Source organism: Bartonella tamiae Th239, from assembly GCF_000278275.1.
Classification (GTDB): Bacteria; Pseudomonadota; Alphaproteobacteria; order Rhizobiales; family Rhizobiaceae; genus Bartonella; species Bartonella tamiae.
This window is the reverse complement of record NZ_JH725147.1, coordinates 911,593-935,602: the sequence shown is the minus strand read 5'-3', so window position 1 is coordinate 935,602 and position 24,010 is coordinate 911,593. Positions and strand designations below refer to the sequence as shown.

Here is a 24,010-nt window from a genome sequence, read left to right as displayed (position 1 = left end):
TTTAGTTGCCGAGGGATAGGCGCCCGGTGGAGCCACCTGTAACACAGGTCCGATGGAATGGTTAAATAAACGCAAAATAAAAATAAATTCAAGTGAAATTATATAAGTTCCTGAACAAATCACAAAGAATGATATAATTTTTTCTTATGGAAAATTATAAAAATAAACATTAGAATTTATCTAAATACCTGTTATTCTAAAATTTAAGGTCCAATAAATAAATATGAATATTCTAACCTAAGGAAAATCCCATGACAAAACGGGAAACACTCACCACAACTGCAGGCGCACCAGTGCCTGACAACCAGAACAGTTTAACAGCTGGAGCGCATGGTCCAGTATTATTGCAAGATTATCAATTGTTAGAAAAACTCGCCCATCAAAATCGTGAACGTATTCCTGAACGTGCAGTTCATGCTAAAGGCTGGGGAGCACATGGCTTGCTTAAAATTACAGGAGATATTCGTCAATACACCAAAGCTTTGGTTTTACAACCTGGGTCGGAGACCCCTATGCTTGCTCGGTTTTCAACGGTCGCAGGTGAATTAGGTGCAGCCGATGCTGAACGCGATGTTCGGGGATTTGCACTTAAATTTTACACGACTGAGGGCAATTGGGATTTGGTTGGTAATAACACACCAGTATTCTTTGTCCGTGATCCCTATAAATTTCCAGATTTTATCCATACGCAAAAGCGACATCCACGAACACATTTGCGCTCTAATACAGCCATGTGGGATTTTTGGTCTCTGTCTCCTGAAAGCCTTCACCAAGTCACAATTTTAATGTCCGATCGTGGTTTACCAATCGATCCTATGCATATGAATGGCTATGGATCGCATACATATTCACTTTGGAATGATGCAGGTGAGCGTTTCTGGGTTAAGTTTCATTTTAAAACGATGCAAGGTCATCAACATTTCACCAATGAAGAAGCATCAAAAATTGTTGGTAATTCTCGCGAAACATATCAAGAAGCTCTCTTTAAAACGATTGAAAATAAAAGTTTTCCAAAATGGAAAGTGCAAGTTCAAATTATGCCAGAAGAAGATGCACTGAAAACGTCATATAATCCATTTGATTTAACCAAGGTTTGGCCACATAATGATTATCCTGCAATTGATATCGGAATTATGGAACTAAATAGAAATGCCGATAATTATTTTGCCGAAATTGAACAAGCGGCGTTTTCTCCTTCCAATATTGTTCCAGGTATTAGTTATTCCCCTGATAAAATGTTGCAAGCACGGCTTTTTTCTTATGCCGATGCCCATCGCCATCGTTTAGGCACGCATTATGAACAAATCCCTATCAATAAACCACAATGTCCTGTTCATCATTATCATCGTGATGGTCAAATGAATACATATGGTGGCATTGCAACGGGGCATCCTGATGCTTATTATGAACCAAACTCTTTTAATGGACCTGTTGAAGACAAACGCGTCAAAGAGCCTCCTTTAAAAATTTCTGGTGATGCTGATCGTTATGATCATCGCTTAAATAATGATGATTATGGGCAGGTGACAGCCTTATTTAATCTTTTTGAACAAGATCAAAAAGACCGTCTTTTTTCAAATATTGCCGATGCAATGGAAGGCGTTCCAGAGTTTATTATCCAACGCCAAATAGGACATTTTGAGAAAGTCCATCCCGATTATGCAAAAGGTGTGCTTGAAGCTCTTGCTCGAAAAAAAGCGTAAGATTCCTTCATAAGTGTGCTTAATTATAAAAACCTACTCTGTTTCAGAGTAGGTTTTTAAGTCTTTTTACTTATTTTATTGATCACTTTTTATGAAATGTTTTTTTGCATCTATTATTAATGAAAAGATAAAAGGGCTTATCCGTCATTTTTTGGTAACCAGACCGCTAGACTTTAAATTTTTTAAAGTTTTTGATGATTTCACATAAAATGGTTATGTCTGCCGCTTTTTACAATATTTTATCTTTCATGTTTTTTTTGACGTTATGATTTGATGAAATATTCACCAAAATTTATAAAAACAACCGCCGCTTATATTTCAGAAGTTGTACTTTTACGCATTCATTATAGACAAGGCTCAAAACCATTTCATTTTGTTAAAATAACACGTGATATTTTTAGAACAAAAATAAAGCCGCAAGAACTACGTCTATTTTAGGCATTTCTCAACAAAGTTACCAACGAATAGTCTAAATCCAAAGAACATAAAAAGCTTCAATCTCCTTTGTCAATAAAGCCAAGAAAAGGATATATGATCCGTTTTTTACTATCTAACTCTTCTTTTTTTGCTTTTGATAATGCATGCCATTTCATTCAAATGAAAAGGTTTTAAGCTCAACATTTATCCATGATTGCAAAAGGGCAATTTATAAAATTATTTTTAAAGTGCGCCAATATGCAAAAGATCATGAAAGTGTACAAGACCTATCGGTTTTTGATTGTCAACAACAAAAAGTGCGCCAATTTTATAGTCATTGATGATAGCTGCTGCTGCACCTGCGACCATGTCTGCTGATATTGTTTTAGGATTTTTCGTCATAATCTCATCTATGACCAATCCTGAAAGATCACGATGAATATTACGCGCCAGATCACCATCTGTTACTATACCAATAAGTTGGTTTTGATCATTGACAATACCAACACAACCAAAATGTTTACTGACCAACACATGCATCGCGCTTTTCATATCAGTCTGGCTTAAAACAAGAGGCATCGCCTCGCCTTGATGCATAATATCTTCAATATATTTTAGTCTCGCGCCTAAAGATCCTCCCGGATGATAAATTTTGAAATCTCTTGCCGAAAATCCACGCATTTCTAAGAGCGCAACAGCCAAAGCATCGCCGAAAGCCATTTGAAGAGTGGTCGATGTTGTTGGAGCAAGTCCATGAGGACATGCTTCTTCTGCTTTTGGTAAAAGTAAAACAATATCTGAAGCTCGACCGAGTGCAGACTTTTCCCCCGAAGTAAGAGCAATTAGCGGTATACGAAATCGTGCTGCATGATTTAATATACCGCTTAATTCAACAGTTTCACCAGACCAAGATAGAGCAAGGATCACATCATCGACCCCAATCATACCTAAATCACCATGATTAGCCTCAGCCGCATGAACAAAAAAGGATGGTGTTCCCGTTGAAGCCAAAGTTGCAGCAATTTTTGTACCAACATGACCACTCTTGCCAAGGCCTGTCACAATAACTCGCCCTTTTGATGAAAGTATTGTGTCGACTGCACGAAAAAAAGCGTTTTTTAGCCCTTGATCAAAAGCAACTAAAAGTGCTTGAAGACCATCCCTTTCAACAGAAAGTGTATGGTGTGCTGACGCTATCGCTTTATCAAATAGTATCTGTGTTTTATCTTTTAAAGTCATGATCAGATTTGATAAATCAAATCTGATCATGCGTCTATAAAATTTTTAAGCTTTGGCTTTTTGCAAAAGCGCATTTAACGGTGCCATGACTTTATCGCGCATATCATCTCGTGATAGGGCAAAAGCAACATTGGCTTCGATAAAACCTGTTTTTGAACCACAATCAAATGTTTTTCCTTGGAAATGAAAACCATAAAATTTCTGCTGTTGTGCTAAATTTAACATACTATCCGTTAATTGAATTTCATTACCAGCACCTTTTTCTTGGCGAGCAAGAAGATCAAAAATTTCAGGTTGAAGAATATAACGGCCATTTATATAAAGATTTGATGGCGCGGTTCCTTTTTTGGGTTTTTCAACCATTTGTGTAATTTCAAAGCCATGAGCAATAATTTCACCTTGCCCAACAATCCCATAATTATGAGCTTCTTCAGGGTCACATTCTTGCACCGCAATGATATTTCCTCCGCCTGTTTCGTCATAAAGTCGAACCATTTCTGAAAGGCAACCTTGATTAGCTTGCATAACCATATCCGGCAAAAGAAGTGCAAAAGGTTCATCGCCCACCAATTCACGTGCACACCAAACCGCATGTCCAAGACCTAATGGATGTTGTTGACGGGTGAAAGATGTCGAGCCTGGCTGGGGTTGTAAATCATGAAGATAATCCAACTCATCTGTTTTATTACGATTGGCAAGTGTCGTATAAAGCTCAACTTGTGCATCAAAATAATCTTCAATAACTGCTTTGTTGCGACCTGTGACAAAAATAAGATGCTCAATTCCAGCTTCTCTAGCCTCATCAACTACATATTGAATTACGGGTTTATCAACTACGGTGAGCATTTCCTTCGGAACTGTCTTTGTTGCAGGCAAAAATCGTGTTCCAAGGCCTGCAACAGGAAAGACTGCTTTGCGTATTTTGCGCACGTTTATTCTCCTCGTTTTTACACTTACTATTATAGATGGCGTGAATTCTATCATTTCAATAGCCGAAAATCAGACAAATTAAGCTTTTTTATCATCATCTTTCATCGCAAAGCGCAATGATTTGTGATAAAATGTCAAATTCACTCAAAGCAATAAAGACGCTTTGGTGTTTTTTCATAATCCTTATAATATATCAATTTTTGAAATGATTTGCTAACCTTATATAGGCATAATTGTTTTATCAAAACTTATACTCAATTGTTTTAAATCTTATAAAAGAAAAGCGTTGCGGAGGCATTTATGGTAAAAATTTTAAACCAAACGTCCAAAATCAATAGACGTTTTGCACTTATTGGTACTGTCAGTTTGATAAGTGTTACGCCGTTTTTTACCAGTTCTCAAGTCTTTGCCAATAACAATTTTCAAAATTGGGTGACAAATTTTAAAAAAATAGCCCTCAAGTCAGGTATTAAATCTGCAACATTTGACATTGCTTTTCAGGGTGTTACTTCACCTGATCCAGAAGTGTTAAAAAAAGCTGCTTTTCAACCAGAATTTACGGATCCTACATGGAACTATTTTGATAATCGTGTTCATGAAGCTGCTATTGCAACAGGACGCGCACATGGTAAAAAATGGGCAAAATGGTTGAATGCTATTGAAAAACGCTTTGGTGTTGATCGTAATATTTTATTGGCAATATGGTCCCTTGAATCCAATTATGGTGAAATTTTAGAGCGTAAAGATGTCATGCGTGATGCAATACGCTCTCTTGCAACATTAGCATATGGCGATAAAAGACGGGCAAAATTTGCCCGAACACAGCTCATTGCCGCCATGAAAATTCTTCAAGCAGGCGACATTAACCGTTCACACCTCACCGGCTCTTGGGCAGGAGCTCTTGGACATACACAATTTATACCCACAAGCTATTTGGCTTATGCCGTAGATATGGATGGCGATGGCAAACGAGATATATGGACTTCTGTACCTGATGCTTTAGCAACAGCTGCCAATCTTTTAAAGAAAAATGGTTGGCAAACAGGAAGAACTTGGGGGTATGAAGTCACAATACCAGCCAACCGAAAATTTCCCGCAGGCTCACTCTCCATTGCTCAATGGGTAAAACTTGGCATCAAACGCGCTAATGGTAAACCTTTTCCTTCTTCCCACGACCAAGCAACACTCAAACTGCCTGATGGCAGAGAAGGTCCAATCTTTCTAGTGATTAAAAATTTTTCTGTAATAAAGCGTTACAATAATGCCGATCGCTATGCATTTGCTGTCGGTCTTTTAGCGGATCAAATTGCTGGCTATCCTGGTCTCGTGCATGATTGGAACCGACCTTTCACACCAATTTCCATAAAAGAGCGCCATGAAATGCAACAGCGTTTGAAAGAACTTGGTTATTACAACGGTGAAATTGATGGCAAAATCGGAAGTGGCTCAAAAAAAGCGATTGAAGCTTTTCAAAGACGCAACGGTTTAACGGTCGATGGTCATCCAAGCAAAGACGTTTTAACACACTTGCGAAGAGGATAAGCGGAGAAGAACTGTAATGAAATTCTATAAAAAACACTGTTCTTTATTCATGATCGTTGTTTTCATGATGGCTTTTCTACAACCCGATTATAGTCATGCACAAAATATCTTTGATAAGATATTTGGACGCAAAGAACAGCATGTTACTGCTCCAGCGCCTCCTACAAAACGCAAAATTATAAGAAAGCAAAAACCCACTCAACCCTTTGTACAAAGCCCCTCCAAATCGGCTGATGCCAAACGTATTCTCATTTTAGGTGATTTTGTAGCCAGTGCAGCTTTTGATGGTTTAGATAGGCTTTATGCTGATAATAAAGATATTGTCGTCTTACGCGCTATTAATGGATCATCAGGTATTGTTCGTGATGACTATTATAATTGGGCAGTTATGATTGATAAAATCATAACAAATGAGAAACCAGATATTATCATTATGACACTTGGTGCCAATGATAATCAAGCGATACAACCAGCAAAAAATCCTATCATTCAAAGTGATAAAGAATGGACAATTATTTACCAAAAACGCCTTGATCACTTGACAGAAAAACTAAAAAATACCAAAAAACCTTGGTTGTGGATGGGACAACCTTCTTTCAAAAACAACCAACTTAATCAAAATATTATTGCATTAAACTATATATATAAAACGACAGTTGAAGCAACAGGCGGTCGTTTTGTAGATATTTGGGATGGGTTCATTGATAATGAAGGAAAATTTGCACTTTCAGGCTATGATGCTAGTGGAAAAACGGCACGATTGCGTGCTAATGATGGCATTAACTTCACATCTGTGGGCAAACAAAAACTCGCATTTTATCTCGATAAAAAATTGGAACCCATTTTAAACGCATCTTTTGAAGAGACAAAAAAAAATGTCTCTAAGCCACAAGGACAGGTTTTCATCAACTTACCCCATAATATTACACATATCGCCCCAATCAGCATTATAGATATGGCACAGGATGAAAAAGAACTTCTCGGACAATTACACCTGAATCATTCTGAAAAAATTGAATTCGAGCACAAGAAAAATCATGATAAGCCTTATGGGCGTGCAGATAATTTTTATATTAAGCCTTAAACTTTAAATATAATAAAAACTCTTTCTTGCCGCTATGACATTTAAATGTAACTTAAAAAAAATTATTCTCTTTACACCATCATGATATTAAGAGATTGAAAATTTTAACCATAAGCTATCGTTACTTCATCCAATTCATCATCAGACAAACCAAAATGATTGCCAATTTCATGAACCATAACATGATGAATAATTTCTCCTAGAAATTCGTCATTTTCCATCCAATAATCGAGTATAGGGCGGCGAAAAAGTGTTATTCGATTGATGGGATCATTTGTTTCCATTGAAAAGCGTTCTCCAATGCCATGTCCTTCAAAAAAACCTAAAAGCTCAAAAGGTGATTCAAGTCCTAAATCATCCATAATTTGCTGATCAGGAAATTCTTCAATCACTATGATTAAATCGCTACAATAAGCACGAAATGTTTGCGGCAAATGCGCAAAAGATGCTCTCGCAAGAGAATCAATTTCTTCAAGTGTCGGTGAAAGTCTAGAAGCCCAGTCCCGACTTTGATCAGGTCTTGCCATTAATTAACCCGTTTCATTATGTGCTTATTTTCTTTTAAGATTTGTTTTTGACATTTACAAAGAATATTAACGTAATAATTTTGAAATTAAAAAATATAGCTATACCCAAGGACGCTCTTCATCAATATTTTTTTCAAACATTTCTATTGATGAGGTTTTTTCCATTGTCAAACCAATATCATCAAGTCCATTCAAAAGACAATGACGACGAAACTCATCCAAATCAAACTTTAAAACACCCCCATCTGGACCCGAAATTTCCATATTTTCAAGATCGACCGTTATGATTGCATTTGCCCCACGTTCTGCATCATCCATCAATTTTACTAAATCTTGTGGTGAAACTTTAATGGGCAAAATTCCATTTTTAAAACAATTATTGTAAAAAATATCTGCAAAAGAAGTGGAAATGACACAACGAATACCAAAATCAGCAAGCGCCCAGGGGGCATGTTCTCGCGAAGATCCACAACCGAAATTATCCCCTGCAACAATGATTTTTGAATGTCTATAGGCGGGTTTATTTAAGACAAAATCTGGGTTTTCTCTCCCATCATCCAAATAGCGCATATCTGCGAAAAGTCCTTTTCCCAAACCCGTACGTTTAATCGTTTTTAAATAATTTTTTGGAATGATCATATCCGTGTCAATATTTACAACTGGCATAGGTGCGGCAACTCCAGTTACCTTTTTAAACTTTTCCATTTTTCAATCCACATATAAAAAACATTTTGCCTTTTACGCTTAATCGATATGCATGTCAAAAATGAGATGTCTTCCTACTATGATAAAAGATCATTATAGTAGTGAATTGAAGACATAAAGGAGTGAATATGCAAACAGAAAAAGAAAAAATGATTGCTGGCGCGTATTACGATGCTTCAGATCCTGAATTGACTCGAGAACGGCAAAATGCTTTTTCATGGATGAAAGACGTCAATGATGCTTTTGCACAAGACACACAAAGCCGTTCCACGCTTTTAAAAAAAGGTCTTGGCCATGTAGGATCAAATGTTGAAATCAGATCGCCATTTTATTGTGATTATGGCTTTAATATTTTTATTGATGATGATGTCTTTATCAATTTCAACTGCACTATTCTTGACGTTTGCAAAGTTGAAATTGGAAAAGGGACAGAAATTGCCCCTAATGTTCAAATTTTAACAGCCTCACATTCAACAGATGCCAAAATGCGCGAAAAACGCTTGGAATATGGTAAAGCTATTACCATTGGCAAAACGGTTTGGATTGGCGCCGGTGCACTCATATTACCAGGCATAACCATTGGCGATGGTGCTGTGATTGGTGCTGGAAGTGTCGTGACAAAAAATGTCGATGCGCAGGCAATTGTTGTTGGAAATCCTGCACGGCCTATTCGATAAAACACTTAGAATTTTTTTCAATTTATCTCATAAAAATATCAATAAGGCCAAAATGATGAGAAGATAAATACTTTCATCATTTTGGTATCAATTTTTAAATACATCTAAGCACAGGACCCCTTTTATGTAAATAAAACGGCACATTAAACAGAAAAAACAAAACAAAAAGTGAATAAAGGACGTCATATCCTCCTTTTGACTTTTTAGACAAAGATGATTGAAGTGGTTTTGTGACCTTACGATAGAGAAAATTTTATCGCCCACTTTGTTAAGCTACCTTGTAAATATCTCTATTTCCAGCAGAGCATGTCCTTATTCTCAAAAAATCCTTATACCATTTCAACAAAATGTCGTGGTTTTTGAGTCCTAGTATCATCATAAAATGCTATAATAGCAAAGGTTTGATCCTTTGCTATTTTTATAACTATATATTTAAATGCTTTTTTCACATGGTAAAAAAATTGTATTAAAGTCCCCGTTTTCTAATCATTGCTTCCGGGCTAGGTAATTTGCCACGAAAATTGATATAAAGCTCTTCAGGATCACAGCTTCCACCAGATGAATAAATATATGTTTTGAGCTTCTGTGCTGTGTTTTTATCAAATACATCATTTGTTTCTTCAAAAGCTTCAAATGCATCAGCATCAAGAACCTCCGACCACATATAGGAATAGTAGCCAGCAGAGTACCCATCACCTGAAAAAATATGATTGAAATGTGTTGGACGATGACGCAACATAATCGCATCGGGCACTTGAAGACGCTTGCGTTCTGCTTCTTCAAATTGTGTGATATTATAAATTTCATGACCTTCATGAAACGCCATATCAACCAAAGCCGATGAAGTAAATTCAACGGCATCAAAACCAGCATTAAAAGTTTTGGCTGCCACTATCTTATCAAGCAATGATTGTGGTATTGGCTGATTTGTATCAACATGTAACGCGTATGTTTCCAATGTTTTAGGCACTGTCAACCAATGCTCAAACAATTGCGAAGGCAATTCAACAAAATCACGTGAAACAGATGTTCCTGAAATTGAAGGCCATTTAACATCAGATAACAATCCATGCAAGGCATGGCCAAACTCATGAAAAAGTGTGCGTGCATCATCTAAGGATAAAAGTGCCTCCTTGTTTTTGGGCGGCTTTGCAAAGTTACAAATGTTATAAATGATAGGTTTTTGCCCCTTATCTAAACCATGCTGGGATTGTAGCGCACTCATCCATGCACCGGATCGTTTAGACGCGCGTGCAAAATAATCCCCAATAAAAAGTCCACGCAAACTGCCATCAGGGTTTTTAACCTCAAAAAGACGCGCATCCTCATGCCAAAGCGGCACATCTTTTATTTCATGAAATGTTAACCCAAAAAGTTTCGTTGCTGTTGCAAATGCTGCCTCAATCATGCGATTAAGCTGAAAGTAAGGCTTGACTTCTGTTTCATCAAAAGAAAAGCGTTCTGCCCGCAATTTTTCAGCATAATAGCGCCAATCCCAAGGACTTAAGGGATGATTATTACCTGTTTTTGCCATAAATTGTTGCAAATCGTCTTGCTCTTTCAAAGCTTTTTGACGTGCTTTTTCCCAAACAGGCATTAAAAGATTACTGACATTTTCTGGGGTTTTTGCCATTGTATTATCAAGTTTAAAGGCAGCAAACGAAACATAACCTAATAATTTTGCTTTTTCATCACGCAATTTTAAAATTTCACCAATAATTTTTCTATTATCAAATTCATTATCATTTTCACCGCGTTTAGACCAAGCATTCAATGCCTTTTCACGCAGATCACGCCGATCAGAAAATGTGATAAAAGGTTCCACAATTGAACGAGCAAGCGTTAAAGCATAAGAATTTGGATGGCCTTTTTCAGCTGCACTCTCCTTCATCGTTGCGATAAGGTCAACAGGCAAACCGTTCAAATCTTGCTCATTTAAAAATAAAACCCATTGCGCCTCTTCTTTAAGAACATGCTGGCCAAATGTTGCACCTAAAAAAGCGAGCCTTTCATTTATTTCAGCGAGTCTTAGTTTATTTGTTGTATTAAGACGGGCACCATTGCGTACAAAACCTTTCCAAGCCAACATGATGACACGAGTGGTTTGCGGATCGAAAGCGCCTGTTTGTGCATATTGATAAAGACTATCAATTTTTTTAAAAAGACGTGGATCCATCATTAATTTTGAAGAATAGCGCGACAATTTTGGAACAATGTCTTGCTCAAGCTTTTGAATTTTATCATTGCTATCAGCGCCTGACCGCAAAAAGAAAACAGAACATACCCGTTCCAAGCTTTGGCCAGCCAATTCGAATGGTTTTAAAAAATTATCAATTGTCGGGGTCTCTTCCAATGAAGCAATAACATCAACCTCAGCTTCTGCCTCACTTAATGCTTTTTCAAAGGCAGGTTTAAAATCATCATCACTGATGTGATTAAAATCTGGCAAGCCATCAAACCCGTTCCAGTGTAAAAGCGCTGATTGCGTCATGTTAAAAGCTCCATCTTTAAAGTGCCGATTTATTTTAAGACCACTGTAAAATGTAACAATTTAAAAAAAAATTACCAGTTTTATCCAATAAGCTTTATTTTCGATCACTATTTTTCTTTCCAAATTTATAAGAAAAACCTTAATAATTTCAGACAAAAAGTTTTAAAATCATAAAAAAACAAACACATTTTCAATGTAGGCTTTAAAATAAATGCTTGACATTTAGTTATGATATTACAATTGAAACAGCTATTTTGCATATGGGTAACAACCATTAAAGTGGTTATTACTTTTGTAATATAGTAAGTGTAACGGCAATACGCGCAATTCGTCAGGAGCCTCTCATCATGGTAGAAAACACTCTCACTCTTCACGATTTAAAAAAACTTTCGGCTGAAAATATTGCCGAGCGCCTGAGTAAACTTCATTATGCAGATGCGATCGATATTATCAACCATATGGATATAAGTGAATGTGTTAATGTTTTTAAATATTTACCTGTTGATTATGCGATTGAACTTTTCGATAAGCCAGAATTAGAACATCCCGAAAAAATCCTAGAACATTTACCAACAGAAAGAGCCACGACTATTTTTGATGGCATGTCAGCCGATGAAGCAGCCGATATGTTTCAAGACATGGATGAGGATGTTAGAAGCAAACTCTATCCGCTATTAAAGCCGGTAACACGTGCAGAAATCACTAAATTGTCGAGCTATCCAGACGATAGTGCAGGCGCATTGATGACAACAGAATTTATTGCCATTCCTTCAACATGGAGCGTTGCACAAACACTTAATCATATTAAGGAGGTTGAGCGTACGCGTGAAACAGTTTATGCAAGCTATGTTATTGATCCTAAAACAAGCGTGTTGTTAAAGGCAATATCCTTGCGAAATCTTATTCTTGCAGATCCTAATAAAACTATTTTAGAAGCTGCAAAAGGAAGCGCGCCAATCACCATTTCACCTTTTACAAACCGCGAAGATGTGACGCGGTTGTTTCGTCGTCATGATTTATTATCCGTTCCAGTCATCGATGAAGGAAACCATGTCATTGGTATTGTGACCGTTGATGATGTTCTTGATGCCATGACAGAAGAAATGAACGAAGATGCATATAAATTTGGTGGGATGGAAGCACTGGATAAACCTTATTTGAAAATTAATTTTTTTGAAATGATGAGAAAAAGAGGGGGATGGCTTGCTGTGTTATTTTTGGGCGAAATGTTAACCGCAAGCGCCATGCAGCATTTTGAAGATGAACTTGAAAAAGCCATTGTGTTAACTTTGTTTATTCCCTTAATTATGAGCTCAGGGGGAAACTCTGGATCGCAAGCAACCTCGCTAATTATTCGCGCGCTCGCACTACGTGAGATGAGTCTAAAAGACTGGTGGAAAGTCGCCATACGTGAAATCCCAGCTGGATTGTCATTGGGCTCTATGTTGGGTCTTATCGGAATTATCCGTATTGTTATCTGGCAAGAAGCAGGCATTTATGATTATGGCGAGCATTGGATGTTGGTTGCAGCAACCGTTGGCGCAGCACTTGTCGGCATTGTTACCTTTGGATCACTGACAGGTTCGATGTTACCATTTATTCTTAAACGTTTGGGATTTGATCCAGCAAGCGCTTCCGCTCCTTTTGTAGCAACCTTGGTGGATGTAACAGGTATTGTCATCTATTTTTCTGTTGCAGCCGTCATATTGAGTGGTACATTACTTTAATCATTGTCAAAACGTCTGTCTTTTTAAAGATATGATAACATATCATAAACCGCGCAGTCTTATCTGTGTGGTTTTTAAATTTGCGCAATCTTAAAGCTTATCACTATTATACAATAAAAATTTTAAATATCTTAAACTTTAAAATACAAAACCGCAGTTTATAGCTTCATCAAATCATAAAGATATTAAATATTTAATTGTCATTGCCCTTTATATGATGATTTTCTTTCAAACATGAAAGTCTTGAAAAAATAAAAAGCTTTTTTCTTTTATTATATTTTAAAAAGGCTTTGAGAAAATATGATGCCCCTCTTCCAAAAACTGCAAAAAACATGTATGAGAAGCCAACCATGTGCGGTAATCCTAACCATTTTGCCGTGTTTCGCAATCTCAGTAAACGAAAAGAAGATATATATGCAATTGCGCAATATTGCCATCATTGCCCACGTTGACCATGGCAAAACCACCCTGGTTGATGGGCTTTTAAAACAATCAGGAAATTTTCGCGACAATCAACGCACCAGTGAGCGTATGATGGACTCGAACGATATCGAGAAAGAACGCGGTATCACTATTTTAGCCAAAGCAACATCTGTTGTTTGGAAAGATACGCGTATCAATATTGTTGATACGCCTGGACACGCTGATTTTGGTGGTGAAGTTGAACGCATTTTGAATATGGTTGATGGTGCAGTCGTGCTTGTTGATGCTGCTGAAGGCCCCATGCCACAAACAAAATTTGTTGTTGGAAAAGCGCTTAAAGTTGGGCTGCGTCCTATTGTTGCTATTAATAAAATTGACCGCGCAGATGCGCGCGTAGACGAAGTTATTAATGAAGTGTTTGATCTCTTTGCAGCATTGGATGCAACCGATGAACAACTTGATTTCCCAATTCTTTATGGATCAGGTCGCGATGGTTGGATGGCAGAAAATCCTGAGGGACCTAAAGATCAAGGACTGGCCCCTATGTTTGATATGATCGTTCGTCATGTCCCTTCACCAACAGTTGCTGAAGGTCCTTTTCGCATGATCGGAACGATCTTGGAAGCCGATCCATTCTTAGGACGTATTATTACAGGGCGCATTCACTCAGGTACAATCAAACCAAACCAAGCTGTTAAAGTTCTCGCACAAGATGGAAGTATGCTTGAAAGCGGCCGTATTTCAAAAATTCTTGCTTTTCGTGGTCTAGAACGTCAACCCATTGAAGAAGGGGTAGCTGGTGATATTGTCGCTATTGCAGGACTGCAAAAAGGCACAGTTGCCGATACATTTTGCGATCCTTCTGTCACAGAGCCCCTTGTTGCTCAGCCAATTGATCCGCCAACCGTTACCATGAGCTTTCTTGTTAATGACAGCCCGCTTGCTGGAACAGAAGGGGATAAGGTAACAAGTCGTGTCATTCGTGATCGCCTTTTAAAAGAAGCTGAAGGTAATGTTGCGCTGAAAATTGAAGAGGCATCAGATAAAGATTCATTCTATGTTTCAGGACGCGGTGAATTACAATTGGCTGTTTTGATTGAAAATATGCGTCGTGAAGGATTTGAGTTAAGCGTATCGCGTCCGCGCGTTGTGATGCAAAAAGATGAAGATGGCAATACACTTGAACCCATAGAAGAAGTTGTCATAGACGTTGATGAAGAATATTCAGGCACAGTTGTGCAAAAAATGTCTGAACGCAAAGCGGAAATGATCGAACTACGTCCCTCTGGTGGTAATCGTGTCCGTATGGTGTTTCATGCCCCTACACGTGGTCTTATTGGCTATCAATCAGAGCTTTTGACTGATACACGTGGGACGGCTATTATGAATCGTTTATTTCACGCTTATGAGCCATATAAAGGTGAAATCGGCGGTCGTATCAACGGCGTTTTAACATCTAATGATAATGGTGAAGCCGTAGCTTACGCTCTTTTTAATTTGGAAGACCGTGGACCTATGATCATTGATGCTGGAGTTAAGGTTTATCAAGGTATGATTATTGGCATCCATTCACGTGATAATGATTTGGAAGTGAATGTTTTAAAAGGTAAAAAACTTACTAATGTTCGCGCTGCAGGCAAAGATGAAGCTGTAAAATTAACTCCACCTATTAGGATGACTTTAGAACGCGCATTATCCTGGATTCAAAATGATGAACTTGTTGAAGTAACACCTAAAAATATTCGCCTTCGTAAGCTATACCTTGATCCTAATGAGCGCAAACGTTTTGAAAAATCACGTCTTTCAAATCAATCCTAATTTTATAACATCACAAAATTCTCATTTATGATGTATGATCTCTATATTGGAAAGGATATCTTTATGAATATTAATGCAATTCCGATTGGCAAACATCCTCCAGAAGATGTCAATGTTATTATCGAAGTGCCTGTCGGTGGACAACCGATAAAATATGAAATGGATAAGGAATCAGGCGCACTCTTTGTTGACCGTTTTCTTTACACACCTATGTTTTATCCTGGTAATTACGGTTTTGTTCCCCATACATTGTCAGAAGACGGTGACCCAATTGACGTTTTGGTTTGTAATACCCGCCAGCTAGTTCCTGGTTGTGTTATCAATGTACGCCCAATCGGCGCTTTAATCATGGAAGATGATGGCGGTAAAGATGAAAAAATTATTGCTGTTCCAACACCAAAATTAACACAACGTTATGTTGATATTCATGATTATGCAGATATGCCTGAAATCACTTTAAAACAGATCGAGCATTTCTTTGAGCATTACAAGGATTTAGAACCTGGTAAATGGGTTAAAATCGGAGGCTGGCGTGATGAAGATTTTGCCCGTGAATTGGTCAAGCAAGCAATTGAAAGAGCCAGCTCCGCTCAATAATTGATAAGCTGAACGATCATTACTTAATTTCATAATACTATTAAAAAACGCTCTTTGAAAAACATAGAGTGTTTTTTTAATAGCGTTATTATCATTTTCAATAATAATTAAATGAACATCGGACTGTTTCTAGTTTTTTATAAAATATATTCAAACCATATATGAAATGACATCTATGATCATAATTTTTTAAGTTAGAGTAGTAACCATAACACAGATTTTTTTTTACTTATTTATGTAAGTAATTTATGTTGTAATATGACCATTAATATTTTATAGAACAAATCTTTATAGTATGAACATTATATAAGACAATATATATAACTATAAGCATTATTCAAAATATATAATCAAATGAAGTGGTACATAATTTGCAAAATAAGTATAATAAGCCAATTAAGCCATCAGAAAATGTTTCCCAACGAGATGTTATAGCTGTTGCGATAGGAAACGCTGTCGAATTTTATGATTTTATCGTTTATACGACATTTGCAGTTATGATCGGTCAAACATTCTTTCCCTCTGAAAACCCTTTATCTAGCTTATTATTTTCTGTTACAGCTTTTGGTGTTGGTTTCGTAGCGCGCCCTTTAGGCGCCATATTTATCGGTGCCTATGCAGATAAATCAGGCCGCAAACCTGCTATGTTGCTCACCATGTTTCTCATGGCAGCAGGAACGGGAGGACTTGTTATATTGCCTGGCTATGAAACTATTGGCATATTTGCCCCCATAATGCTGTTAGTCATGCGTTTTGCTCAAGGCTTGGCATGGGGTGGTGAGGCAGGACCTGCAACTACTTTTATTCTTGAATCAGCTCCTAAAAATAGACGCGCTTTTTACACCAGTTGGCAAATGGTTGCTCAAGGAGGTGCCGCAATTGCCGCAGGGCTTATTGGAACGATACTGTCACTCATTCTACAGCCCGAGCAGTTTCAAAATTGGGGATGGAGAATAGCAATAGCCGCTGGTCTTACGATTTTACCTATTGCCTTTTATATGCGTCGTCATTTACACGAGACACATCGTCAAAGTGATAAAACACAGTCATTTTCAGCAAAAACTATTTTAAATTATGTTTTTAAAAACTATCCAATGCTTATTATTGCAGGAATTTTTATTTTATCAGGCAGCACGATAACGCAATATTTTCTCAATTATTTAACAACTTATGCCCTTACTGAATTGCATTTTGGTGAAAGTCTCGCAATGGTAACTACTGTTTTTGTAGGTTTTGTGATGATTACATTTGCTTTAATAGGTGGCCTTTGTGCTGATTATTATGGCCGTGCCAAGACCATCATTATACCAAGATTATTTCTGCTTATTCTCCTTTGGCCTGGATTGTATTTAATCAATACAAGCGAAAATATTTTGGTTTTTTTTACTGTTATTGGTATTTTTACTGCTTTACAAAACATTAGTGGAGCAGGAATTGTTGTTCTTTTATGTGAAAGCTTTCCTAAAACAATCCGCTCAACAGGATTTTCGCTTTCTTATACATTTGGCATTACGATATTTGGTGGTACAGCACAAATAATTATATCATGGCTGTTAAAAGTGACTGAAAATCCGCTTTCCCCTGCTTTTTATCTGATAATTGGTAATGTTATGACATTATGTGCAATATTTTGCGCAATTAAGAAAAACTACTTTAAAAGTTACGATTAATAGCAATAGAATAAATATTCTGAATTAAAGTTGCAGGTTTCTGCGTTTTCAGATTTAATTATAAACCTCATGAACCAATCTTAACTGAAATACTCATGCACCCGTAAAACATTGATCAAAAAAACATTCCGTAATAAGCGCGCCACATAAAAATACGAATGAAATAGATAATAAAAAAAACAATAATTGGAGAAATATCAACGGTTCCTAAATTAGGCAAAAAACGACGAATAGGCGCTAAGACTGGTTCCGTTACACGGTAAAGAAATTGCCCAATTGCGGCGACAACAGGACTGCGTGTATTAATGATATTAAATGCATAAAGCCAAGAAAAGATAGCACTGGCTATCAATATAATGATATAAAGATTAAAAATCATATCAATGACTTGAAGTAATGAATAAACCATTTTGTATCCTTCTTGTTTTTTAAAGCAAACTTCACAATCAAACGATTTAACTACATTGATTTGTGCAAATACGTGTTTAAACTGACAAATGACTGAGTACAAGAACAGTCTTGTTTTTCATCAATATTCTTCTACGTTTTAAACATTCTTATGGCTTGTCTCTTCAATGCCAATTGTCATTTGATTTTTCTCTTTAGCCAATAATAAATAAACTCCAATACCACTTGAAAGAAGAGCAATGAAAATAAGATACCACATTTGTATTGATGGTATAATCGGCTGTAATAGATTGATTGTCCAAGGCGTCAAGCCGCCAAAAATTGCATAAGCAACATTATAGCAAAATGACACACCAGAAAAGCGAATTGCAGCTGGAAAAGATCGTACCATAACATATGCAACCGCACCAACAAAACCTGCACTCAATCCAAGAAGTGCGGAAAGAATGAATAAGGTAGCAACTGAATGTCCTGCAAAACTGTAAAAAATATAAGAGATGCAAGCAAAAAATATACCGCCAATGCTAAAAAATCTCCCACTTCCAAGACGATCGCATAAATATCCAGCAATAGGTGTTCCAAATATCAAAAATAAACTTGTGATTGCATTCGCGGCCAAAGCCGTATCTGCTGAATAGTCATAAGGCGCCATTTGCATATAATTTGGCGTTAAAAGTGTCGCGATCATTATGACTGCGGATAATGTCCATGTCAGTAAAATACAAATCAAAACACTATTAAAATGTTTTGTTACAACCAATTTCAAAGGCACTTCATGCGACAGTGTGCTTTTTTGTTTCATTTCTTTAAAAATAGGAGTCTCATCAAGAAAACGACGAAGCCAAACAGCAATAAGACCAAATATACCGCCGAGTATAAAGGCAAAACGCCATCCCCAAAATGTCGTAACATGTTCTGGCAAAGGTAAGAGATTATGATGAATACTATGATTGATGGTAAAAGCAATGATCGAACCGATCAAAATACCAAGTGACAAGCCTGATGTAAGAACCCCTGTAGCAAATCCTGCATATTTTTGTGGTACATGTTCTGCAACAAATGTCCAAGCACCTGGAACCTCTCCTCCAACGGCCAAACCTTGCATCATTCTACATAAAAGTAAGATCAACGGAGCAACATTGCCCAAAGCCGCATAAGTGGGAACAAAAGCCATGCCAAGTGTGGCTACAGACATCAATAAAACAGATAAAGTAAACATACGTTTACGACCAAAACGATCACCCATGTGTGCCATAAAAAGCCCACCAATAGGGCGCATGAGATAACCTGTCGCAAAAATACCGTAAGTCCATGTTGTGGCAAGCCATGGAGACATTTCTGCGGGTAGAACTGTCCGTGAAATTTCTGCGGTAAAAAACACAAAAATTATAAAATCATAAAATTCAAGTGCGCCTCCTAAAGAGGACAAAGCGAGTGTGCGCATATCACTTTTATTCAAACGTCGTTCTACAGTCATCCTTCAGACTTCTCCCTATGACAAAACGAATATTTTTACCATTAAGATCTATTATAATGCGATCTACTTAGGACATTATGAAAGGATGAGTAAAGCAATAATGATTGATAAACATTACAAAAAGAAACAAAAGCCTCATTTTAATAAAAAAAATAAAATTACTCTTCATACCGTCTCAAATTCAATGATTGAACAGCGATTAAATTTACACATTTTAGAGATATGATAATAAAAATTTATTTTAAATTTCTTTTTAAAACCTAATAATGATGCTTCCATTGATATAATCAAAAAATTCACATTAAATTACCGATAAAATGGGCTTTATAAATTCAGTTGAATAAATTATAGAGGCAAAAGACAAATAAATGTCATATGATGACTCCATATTTTCAATCAATTTGACACACATTATTTTTGATATGAATAAAATTCATATTTCTTTATAATATAATTTATTGAAAACCTTGATGTTTTATTTGACAAAACCCACAATCTGCAAGGCTTTCAATCACCTTACATTCATGTATTTTATGCCCAGTTTTGCATTGGCTTGTCATTTTTAACAGTTCTTTTTCAAGTAATTTCAAGCGTTTGATGCGCTCTCGCGTTTCAAATAATTGCCGATCAGCGATTGAATCTGCTTCTCCACATGCTCGATTTGGATCATTGGATAAATCCAATAATTGCCTTATAGCATCTATTGAAAAACCAAGATCACGTGCATGAAGAATAAACAATAAACGTTTATAATCCTTTTCAACGTAACGACGCTGATTACCATTTGTGCGTTCACTTTCATCAAGTAACCCGATTTTACCGTAATAGCGTATCGTTTCAATATGACACTGAGTCATTTTAGAAAGATCGCCAATAGAAAAATAATTTTTTTTCATTTTGCTCTTGAACCTGTAGTCACTACAGGGATTATATTCAAAAACGACAGAAAATACCAGTATAAATAATGTCGTTAAGACATCGTCATGTCTTGAAGACATGGAGATAAGGTCCATGATACACGTTGCTAAAAAAATCCAAAATAACACCTTTGATAAAGAGCATATAGACGATCATCACAATAGTGGTCATAAACATGATAATGGTTATCATTGCCATCATCATCACGACAATATTGTGCAAGATGATGAAATAATTAACACGGATAAGAACACACGCGTTTGGCACATTGAAGGCATGGATTGTGCGGCATGTGCTGCGAAAATCACATCAACTGTTCGTCGTCTTAAAGGTGTAAAAGATGTTCATGTTTCATTAGCGCGTACACGACTTACATTGAATGTAGATGAAACTTTATTTGATTCGCATCAGATAGAAAAAATGGTTGCCTCATTAGGCTATAAACTTCATAAAATGGATCCCCAAAAGAATGAAGGATTTGTCGCTGATAAAAAATGGTATCAAACAGGAAAAGGAAAAAATGCTATACTTTCTGGACTTTTCCTTATTGTTGCTTACATATCATCGTTTTTCTTTCCAACATATTCGTTTTGGTTTTTCACTCTTGCAGCGATCATTTCTCTTATACCAATAACGTATCACGCTTTAACAGCTCTTTGGAATAAAAGCCCCTTTACGATTGAAACGTTGATGACGATTGCTGCAATTGGTGCTTTATTTATCAATGCTGCACAAGAAGCAGCAGTCGTTGTTTTTCTCTTTTGTATAGGAGAACTTCTTGAAGGTGTCGCTACAAATAGGGCGCGCATGGGTATTCAAGCATTAGGAGCATTGGCACCCAAGAAAGCATGGCGCGAAAATAATGGTCAGCTTAGTGAAATTTCTGCCAATGATCTTAAAATTGGTGATATTATTTTGGTTCGTCCCGGTGATCGTATTGCAGGTGATGGTATAATTATTGATGGCACATCAAGCGTTGATGAATCGCCTGTCACAGGTGAATCAATACCCATTATAAAAACCATTAATGACACAGTTTTTGCGGGTTCTATCAATAGTGATGCGACCTTACGTATCCGAGTGGAAACAAAAGCAAGCGATAATACAATCGCACGCATCATCGCTCTCGTAGAAGAGGCTCAAGACGCAAAAGCGCCTACCCAAAGATTTATCGATTCATTTTCGAAAATCTATATGCCAATTATTGTAGGCATGGCCATTCTTATTGGTGTTATCCCGCCACTTGTTGATGGCATGTGGATGCAATGGACATATCGTGCGTTAACACTTCTTCTTATCGGTTGTCCTTGCGCTTTGGTCATTTCTGTTCCTGCCGCCATTGCCTCTAGTCTATCTGCTGGCACACGCAATGGCCTTTTAGTCAAAGGAGGCAATGTGATTGAAACTTTAGCAAAAATCAATTGCATAACCTTTGATAAAACAGGAACGCTGACAAAAGGACAGCCAATTGTTACGGATATTGTGGCAAAGACAATGGACGAAAATACCTTACTCAGATTGTCGGTCGCTCTTGAACGCGAATCCAGTCATCCTCTTGCCATAGCAATTACAAATGAGGCTAAAAACCGCAAGATCGATCCTCTCACTGTTTCAAATGTGCGTGCCATAGCAGGAAAAGGAATTCAAGCCACATGGAAGGATCAATCTATTTTTATCGGTGCACCAAGATTTTGTCTTGAATATGGAAAGATTGATGAGAAACTTGAATACATTATTGAGCAAAAAGAATTAGAAGGTAAAACAGTTATTGTCATTTTATATAAAGGTAACGCAATTGGAATTATTGCTTTGCGTGATGAACCGCGAGACGACGCTATCGAAGCCATAAATACTTTAAAAAAAATTGGCATTGAGAGCATTATGCTTACAGGTGACAATCAACGAACTGGTTCTATCATTGCTGAAAAACTTAATATGAAAGTAAAAGCTGAACTTATGCCTGAAATGAAGGCAGTTACTGTCAAAGATTTAAGTAAAGACAATATCGTGGCCATGGTAGGAGATGGTATTAATGACGCACCAGCGTTAGCCGCAGCAAATGTTGGCATCGCCATGGGTTCTGGAACAGATGTTGCTTTAGAAACGGCTGATGCAGCAATATTGCGCAACCGTGTTGTTGATATTGCTCTGCTCATTAAGCTTTCACGAGCAACTATGCGTAATATTCGTCAAAATGTGACACTTGCACTTGGTTTAAAATTCATTTTTTTACTGACCACTATTTTCGGTATGACAGGCTTATGGATTGCTATTATGGCTGATACAGGTGCGACTGTTTTAGTCACACTTAATGCTTTAAGACTTCTCAGCTTTAAGAAATAAATGTTGAACTCTAACAAAAAGGCGGCTGAAAGCCACCTTTTTAACCATCTCAATAAATATGTAAAATGTTTAGCCTTTTAAAGCTTTTAAGCGATCAAGCGCACCGCTAAATCCACTAAGCTGTATAAATAAGTTATTAACAGCTGGCTCACCAGGACCTGATGATGTTGCCGCTAATTTGAGTTGTTTACCCGCACGAAGACCAGCAACAACATTCGTATTAAACGTTACAGGAACAACGCAACCTGTAGGAACACACGTGCGTACATTTGTATCTAAAGTAACATTTGTATCATCAACTTGAAGATGGATTGGTCGTGTTACAAGAATACCAAAAGGAACAAGCATAATACCTGTAACATTGCCGTTTTCTTCACTTGTTATATTAATGCTAAGAACAGGTTGATTTTGCGCATTCACTTCCTGACGAATCATCGCACAACCTTTTTCACCATTTACCACAGCGCAATTCACAGTCCACAAACCATATGTTTCAGTCAAAGATGTTGCACCATTTGGCAATGAGGCTGCTGTGGGACGTCCACCCTTTGCATCTTGTGCCATGGACGTTGAAGACATCGCAAGTAAAGCTAATATAGCTATACAACTAAAAAGTTTTTTCATTTCAATAATCTTTCTTTGATCAAGATTTCAGTTATCAAGATAAACTCGCCAATATATATTCGTTCGCTACAGCATAATCTATCCTTTATGAAGCTTTTTTTATCTTCATACAATAAAATGACGAAATTGCGCTACAACTTTTTCATAAACACTTTGTTTAAACGGTACAACCATCAAGGGCAAATCTTCCAGATCAACCCAATCCCATGCATCAAATTCAGCATTATTATTATCAGGAGGAGGATTAATTTTTATTTCTGTCATTTTACCTATAAAACGGAAAGCAAACCACTTTTGTCTTTGACCACAATACTTGCCTTTTAAAGCAATTCCAATCAAATACTCAGGCAAAGTATAATTAAGCCATCCATCTGTTTCACCCAAAACTTCAATTGAGTATATTCCCGTTTCTTCATAAAGTTCACGTCGTGCAGCCTCAATTGGTGTTTCCCCCTCGTCTATACCACCTTGTGGCATTTGCCAAAGTTTGGTCGCCCCATGCAAATCATTTTGCTCATTGAAAATTCGTCGGCCAGCCCATACTTTACTCTCTTCATTAAAAACAACAATACCCACACAATCGCGATAAGGTAATGACAAAGGTGTTTTTTTATTTGTCATAACGTTTTCCAATCAATGCTTTATATTCTTGAATAAAATATGTATAAACTGACAAAAATAAACATCGAA

The 24,010-nt window shown here is 37.0% G+C and carries 19 protein-coding genes and 1 other annotated feature; of the genes, 9 read left to right on the top strand and 10 right to left on the bottom strand.

The window, feature by feature from the left end; genetic code table 11:
* Positions 1-2: 2 nt before the first annotated feature.
* Positions 3-54: a sequence feature (sul1 is cis-regulatory element that is thought to sense ions involved in sulfur or methionine metabolism; They are found in Alphaproteobacteria), on the bottom strand.
* Between the two features lie 197 nt (positions 55-251).
* On the top strand, positions 252-1,703 hold the full coding sequence (locus tag ME5_RS04160; protein WP_008038691.1) for a catalase: 1,452 nt from the start codon (positions 252-254) through the stop codon (positions 1,701-1,703).
* A gap of 660 nt (positions 1,704-2,363) precedes the next feature.
* Here the strand turns inward: ME5_RS04160 and ME5_RS04155 are convergent.
* Entirely contained in the window at positions 2,364-3,359 is a 996-nt protein-coding gene (locus tag ME5_RS04155) for a KpsF/GutQ family sugar-phosphate isomerase (RefSeq protein ID WP_008038683.1), read from the bottom strand.
* Between the two features lie 45 nt (positions 3,360-3,404).
* Positions 3,405-4,343, bottom strand: coding sequence for a UTP--glucose-1-phosphate uridylyltransferase GalU (gene galU / locus ME5_RS04150; RefSeq protein ID WP_196793522.1), 939 nt, complete (start codon positions 4,341-4,343; stop codon positions 3,405-3,407).
* 246 nt (positions 4,344-4,589) lie between these two features.
* On the opposite strand from galU, the gene ME5_RS04145 reads away from it, so the two are divergent.
* Both ME5_RS04145 and ME5_RS04140 read left to right on the top strand, forming a co-directional pair.
* Positions 4,590-5,831: a lytic murein transglycosylase gene (locus tag ME5_RS04145; protein ID WP_008038680.1), complete on the top strand. Its 1,242-nt coding sequence runs from the start codon at positions 4,590-4,592 to the stop codon at positions 5,829-5,831.
* Positions 5,832-5,895: 64 nt separating this feature from the next.
* Positions 5,896-6,915, top strand: a complete 1,020-nt coding sequence (locus ME5_RS04140) for an SGNH/GDSL hydrolase family protein (protein WP_245256489.1) — start codon at positions 5,896-5,898, stop codon at positions 6,913-6,915.
* 104 nt (positions 6,916-7,019) lie between these two features.
* Here ME5_RS04140 and ME5_RS04135 read toward each other — a convergent pair whose 3' ends face one another.
* Together ME5_RS04135 and leuD are read right to left on the bottom strand one after the other, a co-directional pair.
* Positions 7,020-7,442: a metallopeptidase family protein gene (locus ME5_RS04135; RefSeq protein WP_008038676.1), complete on the bottom strand. Its 423-nt coding sequence runs from the start codon at positions 7,440-7,442 to the stop codon at positions 7,020-7,022.
* Between the two features lie 99 nt (positions 7,443-7,541).
* A complete protein-coding gene (gene leuD, locus ME5_RS04130; RefSeq protein ID WP_008038674.1) occupies positions 7,542-8,147 on the bottom strand; it encodes a 3-isopropylmalate dehydratase small subunit in 606 nt (201 codons plus the stop codon).
* Positions 8,148-8,275: 128 nt separating this feature from the next.
* On the opposite strand from leuD, the gene ME5_RS04125 reads away from it, so the two are divergent.
* The gene (locus tag ME5_RS04125; protein WP_008038672.1) at positions 8,276-8,824 is read left to right on the top strand and encodes a sugar O-acetyltransferase; all 549 of its coding nucleotides are present in this window, start codon (positions 8,276-8,278) and stop codon (positions 8,822-8,824) included.
* 466 nt (positions 8,825-9,290) lie between these two features.
* Here the strand turns inward: ME5_RS04125 and ME5_RS04120 are convergent, their stop codons facing one another.
* Positions 9,291-11,315, bottom strand: a complete 2,025-nt coding sequence (locus ME5_RS04120; protein WP_008038670.1) for a M3 family metallopeptidase — start codon at positions 11,313-11,315, stop codon at positions 9,291-9,293.
* A 347-nt stretch (positions 11,316-11,662) separates the two neighbouring features.
* Between ME5_RS04120 and mgtE the strand changes: the two genes are divergently transcribed.
* The 4 genes from mgtE (at position 11,663) to ME5_RS04100 (ending at position 17,550) form a co-directional block, all read left to right on the top strand.
* Positions 11,663-13,042, top strand: coding sequence for a magnesium transporter (gene mgtE / locus ME5_RS04115; RefSeq protein WP_008038668.1), 1,380 nt, complete (start codon positions 11,663-11,665; stop codon positions 13,040-13,042).
* A gap of 414 nt (positions 13,043-13,456) precedes the next feature.
* Entirely contained in the window at positions 13,457-15,283 is a 1,827-nt protein-coding gene (typA, locus tag ME5_RS04110; RefSeq protein ID WP_008038667.1) for a translational GTPase TypA, read from the top strand.
* Between the two features lie 63 nt (positions 15,284-15,346).
* The gene (gene ppa, locus ME5_RS04105; RefSeq protein WP_008038665.1) at positions 15,347-15,880 is read left to right on the top strand and encodes an inorganic diphosphatase; all 534 of its coding nucleotides are present in this window, start codon (positions 15,347-15,349) and stop codon (positions 15,878-15,880) included.
* 371 nt (positions 15,881-16,251) lie between these two features.
* Entirely contained in the window at positions 16,252-17,550 is a 1,299-nt protein-coding gene (locus ME5_RS04100) for an MFS transporter (RefSeq protein ID WP_245256488.1), read from the top strand.
* A gap of 115 nt (positions 17,551-17,665) precedes the next feature.
* Here the strand turns inward: ME5_RS04100 and ME5_RS04095 are convergent, their stop codons facing one another.
* From ME5_RS04095 to ME5_RS04085, 3 genes are all read right to left on the bottom strand, one after another.
* A complete protein-coding gene (locus tag ME5_RS04095) occupies positions 17,666-17,959 on the bottom strand; it encodes a YggT family protein (protein WP_008038663.1) in 294 nt (97 codons plus the stop codon).
* A gap of 138 nt (positions 17,960-18,097) precedes the next feature.
* Entirely contained in the window at positions 18,098-19,435 is a 1,338-nt protein-coding gene (locus ME5_RS04090; RefSeq protein ID WP_008038660.1) for an MFS transporter, read from the bottom strand.
* A gap of 455 nt (positions 19,436-19,890) precedes the next feature.
* Positions 19,891-20,331 carry a MerR family transcriptional regulator gene (locus ME5_RS04085; protein WP_245256487.1) on the bottom strand — a complete coding sequence of 147 codons (441 nt, stop codon included), beginning with the start codon at positions 20,329-20,331 and terminating at the stop codon, positions 19,891-19,893.
* 115 nt (positions 20,332-20,446) lie between these two features.
* Here ME5_RS04085 and ME5_RS04080 point away from each other — a divergent pair, with 115 nt between their 5' ends.
* Complete coding sequence (locus ME5_RS04080) at positions 20,447-22,696, top strand: heavy metal translocating P-type ATPase (RefSeq protein ID WP_008038655.1); 2,250 nt, start codon at positions 20,447-20,449, stop codon at positions 22,694-22,696.
* A 69-nt stretch (positions 22,697-22,765) separates the two neighbouring features.
* On the opposite strand, the gene ME5_RS04075 is transcribed toward ME5_RS04080, so the two are convergent.
* Both ME5_RS04075 and ME5_RS04070 read right to left on the bottom strand, forming a co-directional pair.
* Positions 22,766-23,320, bottom strand: a complete 555-nt coding sequence (locus tag ME5_RS04075; protein WP_008038653.1) for an invasion associated locus B family protein — start codon at positions 23,318-23,320, stop codon at positions 22,766-22,768.
* A gap of 105 nt (positions 23,321-23,425) precedes the next feature.
* On the bottom strand, positions 23,426-23,941 hold the full coding sequence (locus tag ME5_RS04070) for an RNA pyrophosphohydrolase (protein ID WP_008038652.1): 516 nt from the start codon (positions 23,939-23,941) through the stop codon (positions 23,426-23,428).
* Between the last annotated feature and the right edge of the window lie 69 nt (positions 23,942-24,010).